Annotated in this window: 15 protein-coding genes; 11 read left to right on the top strand and 4 right to left on the bottom strand. The window is 62.0% G+C overall.

Annotated elements, in window-relative coordinates; translation table 11 throughout:
- Positions 1-70: 70 nt before the first annotated feature.
- Positions 71-847 carry a peroxide stress protein YaaA gene (gene yaaA / locus GWL_RS11345; RefSeq protein ID WP_008330043.1) on the top strand — a complete coding sequence of 259 codons (777 nt, stop codon included), beginning with the start codon at positions 71-73 and terminating at the stop codon, positions 845-847.
- 91 nt (positions 848-938) lie between these two features.
- Here yaaA and GWL_RS11340 read toward each other — a convergent pair whose 3' ends face one another.
- Positions 939-1,739 (bottom strand): outer membrane protein assembly factor BamD, encoded by an 801-nt coding sequence (locus GWL_RS11340; RefSeq protein ID WP_034350460.1) that lies wholly within the window; start codon positions 1,737-1,739, stop codon positions 939-941.
- A gap of 112 nt (positions 1,740-1,851) precedes the next feature.
- On the opposite strand from GWL_RS11340, the gene GWL_RS11335 reads away from it, so the two are divergent.
- A complete protein-coding gene (locus GWL_RS11335) occupies positions 1,852-2,970 on the top strand; it encodes an RluA family pseudouridine synthase (RefSeq protein ID WP_008330014.1) in 1,119 nt (372 codons plus the stop codon).
- Between the two features lie 12 nt (positions 2,971-2,982).
- Positions 2,983-3,729: a peptidoglycan editing factor PgeF gene (gene pgeF, locus GWL_RS11330; protein WP_008330012.1), complete on the top strand. Its 747-nt coding sequence runs from the start codon at positions 2,983-2,985 to the stop codon at positions 3,727-3,729.
- 78 nt (positions 3,730-3,807) lie between these two features.
- Here pgeF and GWL_RS11325 read toward each other — a convergent pair whose 3' ends face one another.
- Positions 3,808-4,701 carry a LysR substrate-binding domain-containing protein gene (locus tag GWL_RS11325; protein ID WP_008330010.1) on the bottom strand — a complete coding sequence of 298 codons (894 nt, stop codon included), beginning with the start codon at positions 4,699-4,701 and terminating at the stop codon, positions 3,808-3,810.
- Between the two features lie 150 nt (positions 4,702-4,851).
- Between GWL_RS11325 and GWL_RS11320 the strand changes: the two genes are divergently transcribed.
- On the top strand, positions 4,852-5,637 hold the full coding sequence (locus GWL_RS11320) for a sulfite exporter TauE/SafE family protein (protein WP_008330008.1): 786 nt from the start codon (positions 4,852-4,854) through the stop codon (positions 5,635-5,637).
- The gene (locus GWL_RS11315; protein ID WP_008330006.1) at positions 5,634-5,897 is read left to right on the top strand and encodes a hypothetical protein; all 264 of its coding nucleotides are present in this window, start codon (positions 5,634-5,636) and stop codon (positions 5,895-5,897) included. Before GWL_RS11320 ends, GWL_RS11315 begins: the two co-directional genes overlap by 4 nt.
- A 155-nt stretch (positions 5,898-6,052) precedes the next feature.
- On the opposite strand, the gene GWL_RS11310 is transcribed toward GWL_RS11315, so the two are convergent.
- The gene (locus tag GWL_RS11310; protein ID WP_008330004.1) at positions 6,053-6,322 is read right to left on the bottom strand and encodes a hypothetical protein; all 270 of its coding nucleotides are present in this window, start codon (positions 6,320-6,322) and stop codon (positions 6,053-6,055) included.
- A gap of 57 nt (positions 6,323-6,379) precedes the next feature.
- On the opposite strand from GWL_RS11310, the gene phaC reads away from it, so the two are divergent.
- The 3 genes from phaC to phaR all read left to right on the top strand — a co-directional run bounded on the left by phaC (position 6,380) and on the right by phaR (position 10,097).
- Positions 6,380-8,239 (top strand): class I poly(R)-hydroxyalkanoic acid synthase, encoded by a 1,860-nt coding sequence (gene phaC, locus GWL_RS11305; RefSeq protein WP_008330002.1) that lies wholly within the window; start codon positions 6,380-6,382, stop codon positions 8,237-8,239.
- A gap of 249 nt (positions 8,240-8,488) precedes the next feature.
- Positions 8,489-9,229, top strand: coding sequence for a 3-ketoacyl-ACP reductase (locus GWL_RS11300; RefSeq protein WP_008330001.1), 741 nt, complete (start codon positions 8,489-8,491; stop codon positions 9,227-9,229).
- Between the two features lie 301 nt (positions 9,230-9,530).
- The gene (gene phaR, locus GWL_RS11295) at positions 9,531-10,097 is read left to right on the top strand and encodes a polyhydroxyalkanoate synthesis repressor PhaR (protein WP_008329998.1); all 567 of its coding nucleotides are present in this window, start codon (positions 9,531-9,533) and stop codon (positions 10,095-10,097) included.
- 37 nt (positions 10,098-10,134) lie between these two features.
- Here the strand turns inward: phaR and GWL_RS11290 are convergent, their stop codons facing one another.
- The gene (locus tag GWL_RS11290) at positions 10,135-10,995 is read right to left on the bottom strand and encodes a LysR family transcriptional regulator (RefSeq protein WP_050978086.1); all 861 of its coding nucleotides are present in this window, start codon (positions 10,993-10,995) and stop codon (positions 10,135-10,137) included.
- Between the two features lie 99 nt (positions 10,996-11,094).
- Between GWL_RS11290 and GWL_RS11285 the strand changes: the two genes are divergently transcribed.
- The 3 genes from GWL_RS11285 to GWL_RS11275 all read left to right on the top strand — a co-directional run bounded on the left by GWL_RS11285 (position 11,095) and on the right by GWL_RS11275 (position 13,731).
- A complete protein-coding gene (locus GWL_RS11285) occupies positions 11,095-11,715 on the top strand; it encodes an FMN-dependent NADH-azoreductase (protein ID WP_008329994.1) in 621 nt (206 codons plus the stop codon).
- Positions 11,716-11,926: 211 nt separating this feature from the next.
- A complete protein-coding gene (gene rimO / locus GWL_RS11280) occupies positions 11,927-13,303 on the top strand; it encodes a 30S ribosomal protein S12 methylthiotransferase RimO (RefSeq protein ID WP_008329993.1) in 1,377 nt (458 codons plus the stop codon).
- 14 nt (positions 13,304-13,317) lie between these two features.
- Complete coding sequence (locus tag GWL_RS11275) at positions 13,318-13,731, top strand: hypothetical protein (RefSeq protein ID WP_008329992.1); 414 nt, start codon at positions 13,318-13,320, stop codon at positions 13,729-13,731.
- Positions 13,732-13,733 lie beyond the last annotated feature (2 nt).

The following is a 13,733-nucleotide window of genomic DNA, read 5'->3' as shown; positions in this document are numbered from 1 at the left end:
CACGCAAGCGCCGCGCTTTGGGTATCATGACGGCCACTCTGTCCCAACCTGATCATTGGATGAACGCCTCATGCTGATTGTTTTGTCTCCCGCCAAGTCGCTGGACTATGACACGCCTGCCAACACCGAGCTCCACACCACGCCCGCCTTCGTGTCGCGTTCGGCCGAACTCATCGAGGTCCTCAAGACCAAGTCGCCGGCCGAGATCGGCAGTCTCATGGGCATTTCCGACCAGTTGTCGGTGCTGAACGTGAACCGCTATGCCAGCTGGTCGCGCAAGTTCACCACCAGCAATGCCAAGCAGGCCGTGCTGGCTTTCAACGGCGACGTCTACGAAGGGCTGGATGCCGGCTCGCTCAATGCCAGGCAGCTGGATTACCTGCAGCAGCACGTGCGCATCCTCTCGGGCCTGTATGGCATGCTGCGCCCGCTGGACCTGATGCAGCCGTACCGACTGGAGATGGGCACCAAGCTGGCCAATCCGGGCGGCAAGGATCTCTATGCCTTCTGGGGCAGCGAGATCACCGAGGCGCTCAATGGCGAACTGGCGGCGCAGAAGACGCCGGTGCTGGTGAACCTGGCTTCGGAGGAATACTTCAAGGTGGTCAAGCCCAAGCTGCTCAAGGCGCAGGTGGTCTGCCCGGTGTTCGAGGACTGGAAGGGCGGCAAGTACAAGATCATTTCCTTCTATGCCAAGCGGGCGCGCGGCCTGATGGCGCGCTATGCGGCCCAGAAGAACATCAGCCAGCCGGAAAAGCTCAAGGGCTTCGATGTCGAGGGCTATGCCTTTGCACCCGAAGTCTCGACCGAGAGCAGCTGGGTGTTCCGCCGCAAGCTGGAGGGCTGAGCCCGGGCCGACAGGCCCACCGGCAGCGCGAAAAAAAACCTCGCCATGCGCATGGCGAGGTTTTTTTTTGCTTGTCGTTGCCGGGTCGGGCTTACCAGACCTTCCACCAGGGCTTGGACTTGGGCTTGGGGCCGCCGTGGTACCAGGGGCTGTTGGGATAGGTGGCCTGGATGATGCGTTCGGTATCTTCCTTCAGCTTGGTCTGGCCCAGAGCCTCATAGGAGCGCATCAGGATGAACAGCGCCTCTTCGTTGGCCGGGGAATCCGGATACTGCTTGATGGCAGCCTGGGCGCGGTTGGCGGCCGACACGTAGGCGCCACGGCGGAAGTAGTAGTTGGCCACGTGGACGTCGTATTGCGACATGGCATTGACCAGGTATTTCATGCGGGCAATGGCGTCCGGGGTGTACTTGCTGTCGGGGAAACGTTCGGCCAGCAGCTTGAACGAGTCGAAGGCGTCACGCATGGCCTTGGGATCGCGCTCGGTGTTGTCCTGGTCGGTGAAGGTGTCGAAGATGCTGGTGCGATCATTGAAGTTGATCAGGCCCCGCAGGTAGTACATGTAGTCCACATTGGGGTGGTTCGGGTGCAGCTTGATGAAGCGGTCCACCGCGGCCAGACTCTGCGCCTGCTCGTTCTGGCGATAGTAGGCGTAGGCGATGTCCATCTGTGCCTGCTGGGCGTAGGTGCCGAAGGGGTAGCGCGATTCCAGCTTCTCGAAATACTTGATCGCCTTGTCGTAGCCGCCGGCATTCAGTTCATCCTTGGCTTCCGAGTATAATTTCGGGGCAGACCAGCCGACCGTCTCGTCCTTTTGTTCCGGCAAGAGGCCGCAGGCGGTGAGCGAGAGGGCAAAACCGATGATGAAAAACTTCAATAAGATTTTGTGCATGACTCTTGTGTGCTTGTCTGGGACTATCAGTTGTGCATGGCGCTGTGCGCCTACCCGAGCCGGCTGCATCGATACCCGAAATACAATCAACCCGATCCGGCGATTATAGCTGATGTCACGTAAGAAACCCCTTCCGATTACAAATGGCGATGAGCCTGTAAAGACCGACCTCCCGCTGGAGGACGATTTCGATGACGGCGAGCAAGCCGGTGAGGAAAGCGTCTCCAGCCTGGAGCCCCTGAGTTTTCGCCTGGATGACGAGGTCATCGGCCAGCGGCTGGACAAGGTCCTGTCCGGCCTGATGCCCGAATTCTCACGCAGCCGCATCCAGCAGTGGATCGAAGACGGCCACGTGACCGTTGACGGCGCGCCCGCCAAGGGCAAGATGACCATGCTGGGCGACGAGCTGGTGGAGGTGGCGCCGCAATCGGTGCCGGCCGACCAGCCTTATGCCCCCGAAGCCATGGATCTGGACATCCTGCATGAGGACAAGTCCATCATCATCTTGAACAAGCCGGCCGGCCTGGTGGTGCATCCGGCCGCCGGCAACTGGAGCGGCACGCTGTTGAACGGCCTGCTGCATCATTGCCCGGCCCTGGCCAACGTGCCGCGCGCCGGCATCGTGCACCGTCTGGACAAGGAAACCAGCGGCCTGATGGTGGTGGCCAAGACCCTGGCCGCCCAGACCGACCTGGTGCGTCAGTTGCAGGCACGCAGCATGAAGCGTCAGTACCTGGCGCTGGTGTGGGGCCTGCCGCAGCTCTCCGGTACCATCAATGCACCGATGGCGCGCCATCCGCGCGACCGCATCAAGATGGCCGTGTCGCAGAGCATGCGCGCCAAGCCGGCGGTGACCCATTACCGTCGCCTGGCCACCGGCGAGATCGACCGCAAGCCGGTCAGTCTGGTGCATTGCCGCCTGGAAACCGGTCGTACCCATCAGATCCGCGTGCACCTGCAATCGCTGGGCTTCGCGCTGGTGGGCGATACGCTCTATGGCAAGCAGCATCTGGCGCCCATCTTCCCGCGTCAGGCACTGCTGGCCGGGCGTCTGGGCCTGGTGCATCCGACTTCGGGCAAGTTCCGCCAGTGGGCGGCCCCCTTGCCGCAAGACATCGTCGACTTGCTCCGGCGCGCCCACATCGACCCGGCCCTGGCGGTCATCCCCGAGATGAGCGAGGAGGCCGATCCGGTCCTGGGCGACTATGACGAAGACGATGACGACTATTGAGCGAGCCCGCCCATGGAACTGCTGATCCCCGACTGGGCCGCACCCGATAACATCGGTGCTCTGACCACCCTGCGCGCCGGCGGTTTCAGCCCGGCGCCCTACGGGGACGGGCAGGGCGGCTACGGCCTGAATCTGGGCACCCACGTCGAGGACGATGCACAGCGGGTGGCACGCAACCGCGCGCTGCTGCGCCGCCTGCTGCCCGCCGAACCGGCCTGGCTGACGCAGGTGCATGGCGTGACGGTGCTCGATGCCGCCGCGCTGCCTGACCAGCCCACGGCTGACGCCTGCATCAGCAGTACGCCCGGCGCGGTGTGCGTGATGATGACGGCAGACTGCCTGCCGGTGCTGTTCTGTGACCGCGCCGGCAGCGTCGTCGGTGCCGCCCACGCCGGCTGGCGCGGGCTGGCTGCCGGCGTGCTGGAACAGACCGTGGCGGCCATGCGCACACGTGGCGCGCAGGACATCCTGGCCTGGCTGGGGCCGGCCATCGGGCCGGAGCATTTCGAGGTCGGCGCCGAGGTGCGCGAGGCCTTCATGGCGGAACTGCCCGAGGCGCACATGGCCTTCCGTGGGTATCCGGGACGCCCCGGAAAATACCTGGCTGACATCTACCAACTGGCCCGCCAGCGCCTGGCCCGCGTGGATGTGCAGGAGGTCAGCGGAGGCGGCCTGTGTACCGTGGCCGATTCCCGTTTCTATTCCTACCGGCGCGACAAGACCACCGGACGCATGGGCTCGCTGATCTGGCTCAAGTGAGCAAGACTGCGAGCGGGGGCGAATCCTTCTTTGCCTGATCGATGGCGGCTCTGCGGCGCCGCCATTTTTCCTGCTGCCTCACGCGTGGCCTTGCAGGGCCAGGATCAGTTCGCGCGTAGGGCCGGGCAAGCCTTCCAGCCCGCGCACGCAGATGAGCAGCTGGCGCCGGCTCCAGCCATCGGTGAGCGGGATGGTGCGAATGTCCCTGTGCGCCGCGCAGTCCTGGGCCGCCGTGGCCGGAATCACCGCCACGCCCACCTGATGCTCCACCATGCGGCAGATGCCGTCGAAGCTGCGCAGCCGCACCCGGTATTGCAGACGCCGTCCGGCACGGGCGGCATGGCTGGAGAGGTGCTGTTGCAGGGCGCTGTCGCCGGACAGTCCGATGAAATCCTCGCCCAGCAATTCACTGAAGGCCAATGACTTGCGGCGCGCCAGCGGGTGTTTCCTGGCCAGCACCGCCACCAGATGATCCTGGCGGAACGGAAAGGTCTGCAGCGGGCCGCTGTCGGCGGAGTCGGCGATGATGCCGACATCGGCCACGCCATCGACCACGGCCTGCACCACTTCATAGCTCAGTTTCTCTTCCAGTTCGATATCGGTGTGCGGATGCCGGGCCAGGAACCGGGCCAGCACTTCCGGCAGGAATTCGGTCATGGCCGAGGTATTGCACAGCAGCCGGATATGGCCCTTCAGGCCCTGCGCATACTGGCCCAGTTCATCGCGCAGCTGCTGCATCTGTTGCGCCATCATGCGTGCGTGATGGGCCAGGGCGCGCCCTGCATCGGTGGTCTGCACACCGCGCCGGCCGCGTTCCAGCAGGGCGGTGCCCAGTGCATCCTCCATGTTGCGAATGCGTGCACTGGCCGAGGCCAGCGCCATGTGGGCGCGTTCGGCGCCGGCCGTGATGCTGCCGCTTTCCACAATGTGCAGGAAAAGACGCAGGTCGGACAGTTCGAAACGATGGCTCATCGGTGTGCCTGGAAGGTGGGGGGTCGCGTTGAGCCTTCGGCCAGGCCGAAGGCTGGCTAAGTGTATTCCACATTTTCAGAGTGGGCGAGGACTGGCAGACTGGCAAGCATCGATTCTTCGCCATCCTCTCTTCGCGCTCCTTTTCCCGCCATGCCCAGCCTGCTTTCCCTTGTCGAGATGAACGCCGCGACGCTGGCCGTGAGCCTGGCCGTGTTCCTGCTGGCCGGCTTCGTCAAGGGCGTGATCGGCCTGGGTCTGCCGACGGTGGCCATCGGATTGCTCAGTCTGGTGATGTCGCCGGTGCAGGCAGCGGCTTTGCTGATCCTGCCCTCGATGGTCACCAATGGCTGGCAGCTGGCCACGGGCGGCGCCTTGCCGATGCTGGCAAAACGCCTGTGGGCGCTGCTCGCTGGCGTGGTCATCGGCACGCTGGCCGGTGCCGGATTCATGCGCGCCGATGGTGGCCGTCATGCCATCGTGGTGTTGGGTGTGGCGCTGATGCTGTATGCGCTGGCCGGACTGGCAGCCTGGACACCGACGGTGCCGTCCCGTCATGAGCGCTGGTGGTCGCCGCTCATCGGTTTGCTGACAGGGCTGGTGACGGCGGCCACCGGCGTATTCGTGATTCCGGTGGTGCCGTATCTGCAAGCGCTGGGCTTGCCGCGCGACCAGCTGATCCAGGCGTTGGGTTTGTCCTTTACCGTCTCCACGCTGGCCCTGGCCGTCAACCTGGGGCAAGCGGGAGCCTTCAGCGCAGGCGTAGGCTGGGCGTCGTTGATGGTGCTGTTGCCCGCCTTGCTGGGTATGGCCATCGGCAGCCGGGTGCGGGCGCGGGTGCGCGCCGCCACCTTCCGTCGCTGCTTCTTCATCGGTTTGCTGCTGCTGGGTCTGCATCTGGCCTGGCACCTGCTCGATCTGCTGGAGGCGACACGATGAGTCACGCCATCCAGCAGTCCCGCGGCTGGCAGATCGAAGGCCCCCGGCAGCGCCAGGCCAATGAAGTGCATGTCTATGCCTGGCTCGATGGCAGCATGATCGCCATGCTTGATTGTGAGTTACGTGACCGCGATGGCCTGAAGTTACGGATGGCCTATGTTTCGCCACCCTGGCGTGGATCGGCGGTGCTGCGCGACATGCTTGCCGTACTGAAACCCTGCTATCGCCGGATCACCTTGCGACGGGTGGCGCGAGGCTGACGTGATCTTGGTCGTTTTGCTGAGTTTTGCCGCCCGGCATCACTGCATGATGCAGTGCGCAAACCGGCATGCTGCGGGCGTTGCGGACGCGCGCACAGCTTGGCGGTTGATGTCGTTTTCTAAGTTTTCCGCAAGAGCATCGGAAGGGGGAGGACTCACCCAGCGGGATCGCGCGGTGTCCCATCCGGGTTGACGGACTCGCGTTTGTCGGGCGGCTCATCGCTGATTTCTTCCTTGCGCTCAGCTGTCAATTTCTTCATCTTTTGACGATTCCGCTTGCGTTGCGGCGTACCCATCAGGTATAAAACGATGGTCAGGGGAATTATCCCGTACAGCAGGAAAGTGGCGACGCCAGCAATCGCCGACTGTTCGGTGATCGACATCATGAAGACGACGTAGAGCCATGCGATAGCGACGATGACCATGGTGAAGTGACGCTTCGAGACAAACCGTAACGATACGCGAAAATTGCAGATCCGAGCATGAACAAGCAGAATCCGCAGCAACCCTCTCCCGATGTATCCGCGTGGCTGGCACAGATGTCCGATCCGAAGTTCTGGACCTCGTTGCAGTCCCAATTCCAATCCCAGTTCGAGCAGTTCAAGTCGCATTTGCCGCCCGTGCCCGCGATGCCGGGCATGCCGCAGATGCCGGGCTTTCAGGGCTTCCCCGGTGGTGCGATGCCGCCCGGTGCCGGGCAGATCGATCCCGCGGTCCTGCTCAAGCAACTCGGCGACCTGGGTGCCACCCTCGATCCCGCCGATCTGGTCCGCCTGCAGCAGGACTACACCCGCGAACTCGGCGAGCTGTGGCAGTCGATGCTGGCGGCCAAGACGCCGGCCATCACCGACCGCCGCCTGTCGGCGCCGGCCTGGCAGGAACATCCTTACTTCGCGTTCCAGGCGGCCGCCTACCAGTTGAATTCCCGCTTCCTGCTGGCCCTGGCCGATGCGGTCAAGGGCACCGAGAAGGTGCGCCACAAACTGCGTTTTGCGGTGCAGCAGATGATTGATGCGATGTCACCGGCCAACTTCCTGGCCACCAATCCGGTGGCACAGCAGAAGATCCTGGAGACGCGCGGCGAGAGTCTCACGCAAGGCATCGCGCAATTGCTGGCCGACCTGCAGAAGGGCCACATCTCCCAGACGGACGAGACCGCTTTCGAAGTGGGTCGCGACGTGGGCGCCAGTGCCGGTTCGGTGATCTTCGAGAACGCACTGTTCCAGCTCATCCAGTACGCACCGCTGACCAAGACCGTGCATGCGGTGCCGTTGTTGATCGTGCCGCCCTGCATCAACAAGTTCTACATTCTCGACCTGCAGCCGCAGAATTCGCTGGTGCGTTATGCGGTGGAGCAGGGGCATACCGTGTTCCTGATTTCCTGGCGCAATGCTGATGCCACGGTCGAGACCGCCACCTGGGAAAACTACGTGGATGACGCCGTGGTGCGCTCCATCCATCTGGTCCAGGAAATCAGCAAGCAGCCGCAGATCAATGCGCTCGGTTTCTGCGTGGGGGGCACCATCCTGTCCTGTGCGCTGGCGCTGCTGGCCGCGCGCGGCGAAGATCCGGTGTCCAGCCTGACACTCCTGACGACCTTCCTCGATTTCTCCGACACTGGCGCCATCGATGTCTACATCGACGAAATGCAGCTGGCCCTGCGCGAGCAGATGATCGGCCAGCGCGGCCTGATGGCCGGACGTGACTTTGCCAGTGCCTTCTCCAGCCTGCGTCCCAACGACCTGCTGTGGAACTACGTCGAATCGAATTACCTGAAGGGCGAGAAGCCCAGCGCCTTCGACCTGCTGTACTGGAATGCCGACAGCACCAACCTGCCCGGGCCGATGTTCTGCTACTACCTGCGGCACATGTATCTGGAGAATGCGCTCAAGGAACCCGGGCGCCTCACCGTGGGCGGCGAGAAGATCGACCTGCGCAAGATCAGCGCGCCGGCTTTCATCTATGCCTCGCGCGATGACCACATCGTGCCGTGGAAATCGGCCTATGCGTCGCTGGAGCTGATCAATGCCGGCAAGCGCAGCAACAACCGCTTCGTGCTGGGCGCCTCGGGTCACATTGCGGGAGTGATCAATCCGGCCTCCAGGAACAAGCGCAACTACTGGATCAACGACAAGGCCCGTGCCGGCAGCGATGCTGATACCTGGATGGCGGGTGCGACCGAGCATCCGGGCAGCTGGTGGGGCGAGTGGGCCGCCTTCCTGGCCAAGCATGGCGGGCGCAAGGTGGCTGCCCCCAAGGCTGCGGGTTCGACGCGCTACAAGCCCATCGAACCGGCACCGGGACGCTACGTCAAGGTCAAGGCCGACCAGGCGGCTGGTTGATGCGAATCTGCCAGCCGGCCAGGAAGGGCCACAGAAGCCGGCGGCATGGATAAAGAAGAGGGCGGTGACCGGTACCGGCCCGCCGACAGAGAGAGACGGCCGACAGCGCATCCGCGGCGCAGCCCGGCCTGACAAGACAAAGGAGCGCCCTTCGCGCGAAGGGCCTCCACCAATGCGGCGCAAAGCAGACGCGAAAGAGGGGAGCAGGGCTTACCCCAATAAATCACCATCCCTATAGGAGGCAGCATAATGAGCAAGCGTATCGCATATGTGACCGGCGGCATGGGCGGCATCGGAACCGCCATCTGCACCCGTCTGTGCAAGGACGGCTACACCGTGGTGGCCGGCTGCGGCCCCAATTCCACCCGCAAGGATTCCTGGCTGGCGACCATGCGCGGCCAGGGCTATGACATCCACGCATCCGAAGGCAACGTCTCGGACTGGGAATCGACCAAGGCCGCCTTCGAGAAGGTGCGCGCCGAGATCGGCGAAGTGGACGTGCTGGTCAACAATGCCGGCATCACCCGCGACGGCCAGTTCCGCAAGATGAGCAAGGGCGACTGGGATGCGGTCATCGACACCAACCTGAATTCGCTCTTCAACGTTACCAAGCAGGTCATCGAGGGCATGTGCGAGCGCGGTTTTGGTCGCATCATCAATATCTCCTCGGTCAATGGCCAGAAGGGCCAGTTCGGCCAGACCAACTACTCCACCGCCAAGGCCGGCATCCACGGCTTCACCATGGCGCTGGCGCAGGAAGTGGCGACCAAGGGCGTGACGGTCAACACCGTCTCGCCGGGCTATATCGGGACCGACATGGTGCGCGCCATCCGTCCGGAAGTGCTGGAGAAGATCGTCTCCGGCATTCCCGTCAAGCGCCTGGGTGAGCCGGAGGAAATCGCCTCCATCGTCGCCTGGATCGCCTCGTCTGAGGGCGGGTACGCCACCGGTTCGGACTTCTCGCTCAACGGCGGCCTGTACATGGGCTGATGCCGTCTTCGACGGCCACGTGCGCGGCAGTGCCGCATGCGTGGCCGTTTTTACGTGTGTCACGGGCTGGGATTTTGTCAGTCTGGCACGTCAGGGCTCCCCTTTTGCCGCTCTTCGCCCCTATAATGGATCGCGTTGCTGCCCTGCAAAAAGCAGGTGGCACACAGTAGAAGAGAGAAGAAGCAAGGAGAGGACAGCACAATGTCCCGGACGCCCGCGGGTGAGGACCGCATCGAAGCCACCCGCACCGCTGCAAACCAAGGCCGGCAAGACGGCTGCAATGAGAGAGACTGGACTTCAGATGACTACTGCAAAAAATTCGGCAGATCGCTTGATCAAGAAATATCCCAACCGCCGTCTGTACGATACCCAGACCAGTTCCTACATCACGCTGACCGACGTCAAGCAACTGGTGCTGGACAATGAAGAATTCACCGTGGTCGACGCCAAGAGCGGCGACGACCTGACCCGCAGCATTCTGTTGCAGATCATCCTGGAAGAAGAGTCGCATGGCGTGCCGATGTTCTCCAGCGGCGCGCTGTCGCAGATCATCCGTTATTACGGCCATGCCATGCAGGGCATGATGGGCAACTACCTGGAAAAGAACATCCAGACCTTCATCGACATCCAGAACAAGCTGGCCGAGAACTCCAAGGGCTTCTACGAAGGCAAGCCCTTCAGCCCCGAGATGTGGACGCAGTTCATGAACGTACAAGGTCCGATGATGCAGGGCATGATGAGCAACTACATCGAACAGAGCAAGAACCTGTTCATCCAGATGCAGGAGCAGATGCAGAGTCAGACCAAGAACATGTTTGGTACCTTCCCCTTTGGTGCGCCGGGTACGCCGCCGGATCAGAAGAAATAAACGGTTCTTTCTCCTCCCCGCAGGCTGACTGGACCGCTCAGAAGTTGTGGGCGTGCGACTGCACCAGGTCGATCAGAAAGTCAGCCGTCGCGCGGATGCGTGGTGCTCTGCGTACGTCGGAATGCATGACGAGGTACAAGGGGCAGGGCGGCGGGGACTTCGGCATCGGTATGGACACAAGCCGACTGTCTTCTGCCACCATGAATCGCGGCAAGAGCGCCATGCCGATCCCGGATAATGCGGCGTGGTACATGGCGCGAATGTCGTTGGTCCTTAGCGCGTAACTGCGTGGGCTTACATATTTTTCCAGCCAGATCTTTTGCCAGCAGCCGCTCCTCAGGTCGAGCCCGATGAATGAACGCTCGGATTCCGGTCTCTCCAGCCATGCCGGTACCCCATAGAGCTTGTAGTTCACATTGCACAACAGACGTGCCACCAGTTGCGGACTCTTTGGTTCGCTCATGCGTAATGCGATATCCGCTTCTCGGCGACTCAGGTCGGCGCCGCGACTCTCGCCGATCAGCTCCAGCTCGATCTCCCGGTATTTCTCCTGAAAAGACGGCAATCTGGGAACCAGAAAGTCGCTCATCAGGATCGGCGGCGCCGACAGACGCACCGTGCCTGACAGCGTGGTGTTAGCTAACGCCGTACGCCACAGCGAGAGCATTTCCATTTCCAGCGACTCTGCCTGCCTGGACAGTTCCACGCCCTCCCTGGTCAATACCCATCCACGTGCCAAGCGGTCAAACAATTTGACCTTGAGCGTCTTTTCAAGATTGCCTACGCGGCGCGCTACCGTTGAGTGTTCGACTTCGAGCAATCTGGCTGAGGCGGACAGGCTACCTTCGCGGCTTAAGGTCAGGAAATATCGAACATCGTCCCATTGCAAGCTATTCATATGGGTATTTATGCACAGAGGAAGTCTGATTTTTGGGAATTCCTTCAGGGAAATCCTTGCTTTAGAGTTAAAAAACTTAACTCAAGGAGGACCTACAGCATGAAGATTCTGCATATCAATTCGTCGTCTCGCAGTACAGACAGCCGTTCGTTGCAGCTCGCGGAAGTGTTTCTGTGCGAACTGAAAAAGCGCAAGGCCATTGAAGTTGATCGCTTCGATTTGTTCTCCGGAAAACTGCCGGAGTTCGGGGAGCTAGCCGTCAGTGCGAAGATGGCCCTGTTTACCGGCGCAGAGGCGACCACCGAACAAAAACGCGCATGGGCCGGCATCAGGGAAGTGTTTGACCGGTTTGCTTCTGCCGATGCCTACGTGATCAACGTACCCCTCTGGAACAACGGCCTGCCCTATATTCTCAAGCAGTTCATTGACGTCGTTACCCAGCCGGGCTGGGCATTCGGCTTCGATCTTGAGAAGGGATACAGCGGCCTTCTGAAGAATAAAAAGGCTTGCATCATACATGCCAGTGGTGTCTATCACCATCGTATTCCGGTGAACTTCGGATCCGATTTCAGTACGCCCTATCTGACCGACTGGCTGAAGTTCGTTGGCGTGGAGGATATTCAGCAAATTCACTTTGCGCCTACCGTGGTCAATCCTGACTTCGAGCAGACCAGGCAGCGTGCGGAGCAGCAGGCTGTAGAGATTGCATCCAACTTCTGATTGGCATGTCGAATTGTTGTTAGCTCACGTTCTCGCCAAGTACCAGTCAGGCGACCGAGACGGTTGCGATCCCACCCGAAGTACACCCGAAACCGTCAAAAGCAAGCGCCCGGCAGTGGACGTTGTACAATAGCGCCCTGATTTTTAAAGCATTTTTTGCTTTTTCCCGTATTGTCGGCCGTTTCCGGCCCGCCTCACTGAGCCATCTGCCATGTCCAACCCGTCTTCCCCCGCCACCCCGGCCCTGCCCAAGGTCGGTTTCGTCTCCCTCGGCTGCCCCAAGGCACTGGTCGATTCCGAACAGATCCTGACCCAGCTGCGCGCCGAAGGCTACGATACCGCCAAGTCCTATGACGGCGCCGATCTGGTGATCGTCAATACCTGCGGTTTCATCGACGCTGCCGTGCAGGAATCGCTGGACGCCATCGGCGAAGCCCTGAACGAAAACGGCAAGGTCATCGTCACCGGCTGTCTCGGCGCCAAGAAGGATGCCGACGGCGACGACATCATCCAGAAGATCCACCCCAAGGTCCTCGAAGTGACCGGCCCCCACGCCGTGGGCGAAGTCATGCAGGCCGTGCACAAGCACCTGCCCAAGCCGCATGCGCCCTTCATCGACCTGGTGCCGCCGCAGGGCGTCAAGCTGACCCCCAAGCATTTCGCCTACCTGAAGATTTCGGAAGGCTGCAACCATCGCTGCAGCTTCTGCATCATCCCCTCCATGCGCGGGGATCTGGTCTCGCGCCCCATCGCCGATGTCATGCTCGAAGCCGAGAACCTCTTCAAGGCCGGCGTGAAGGAATTGCTGGTGATCTCGCAGGACACCAGCGCCTATGGCGTGGATGTGAAGTTCCGTACCGGTTTCTGGAACGGCAAGCCCATCAAGACCCACATGACCCAACTGGTCGGTGCCCTCGGCGAGCTGGCACAGCAATATGGCGCCTGGGTGCGTCTGCACTACGTCTACCCGTACCCGCACGTGGACCAGATCATCCCGCTGATGGCCGAAGGCAAGATCCTGCCCTACCTGGACGTGCCGCTGCAACACGCCCACCCGGACGTGCTCAAGCGCATGAAGCGTCCCGCCAATGGCGAGAAGAACATCGAGCGTATCCAGGCCTGGCGCGCGCTGTGCCCGGATATTACGATCCGCTCCACCTTCATCGCCGGCTTCCCCGGCGAAACCGAGGCTGAATTCGAGTACCTGCTGGACTTCCTCAAGGAAGCCGAGATCGACCGCCTGGGCTGCTTCGCCTATTCCCCGGTGGAAGGCGCCACCGCCAACGAGATCGCCAATCCGGTGCCCGAAGAAGTGCGCGAAGAGCGCCGTGGCCGCGTCATGCAGCTGCAGGAAGACATCTCCAAAAAGCGTCTGCAAGCCAAGGTCGGCAAGACCCTGCGCGTGCTTATCGATGAAGTGGACCGCAACGGCGGTACCGGCCGCACCTATTCGGATGCGCCCGAGATCGATGGCGTGGTCTACGTAAAACCACCCTTCGAACCGCACCGCAAGCTGGAAGTCGGCCAGTTCGTCGACGTGCGCATCACCGCCGCCGATGCCCACGACCTCTGGGGTGCCGCCGAGTGATGCACGCACGGCCGATGCGCCGCCCCCTGCTGGCGGCACTGGTGCTGTGCAGCGCCAGCGCGCTCCTGCCGGCTCGGGCGGCTTCCTCCGGGCCGGTCGCCAATGCCCCGGAAGGCTCGCTGCGGCAGACCCTGATGACGCACGCCGTGGTGTTGCGCGGCCAGATCGACGGGCGCCAGATCCAGCTTTCGCTGCAACCCAAGAAGAACGAGGATGGCCTGGAAGGGCGTTATTTCTTCTTCGGCGGTTCGCCCGAGATTCTGGTGGCCGGTGAGGTCGACGGTGACGATCTGCTGATGGAAGAATCCGTCAACGGCAAGGACGTCTCCGGCCAATGGGAAGGGCACCGCCAGGGCCAGTCCATCACCGGTACCTGGTCCAATGCCGATGGCAGCATCAACAAGCCCTTTGCGCTGCAGTTGCCCTGATT

The sequence above is a fragment of the Herbaspirillum sp. GW103 genome, from assembly GCF_000261365.1.
Classification (GTDB): domain Bacteria; phylum Pseudomonadota; class Gammaproteobacteria; order Burkholderiales; family Burkholderiaceae_D; genus Herbaspirillum.
The sequence above is the reverse complement of the archived record's forward strand: the minus strand, read 5'-3'. Positions and strand labels throughout refer to the sequence as shown.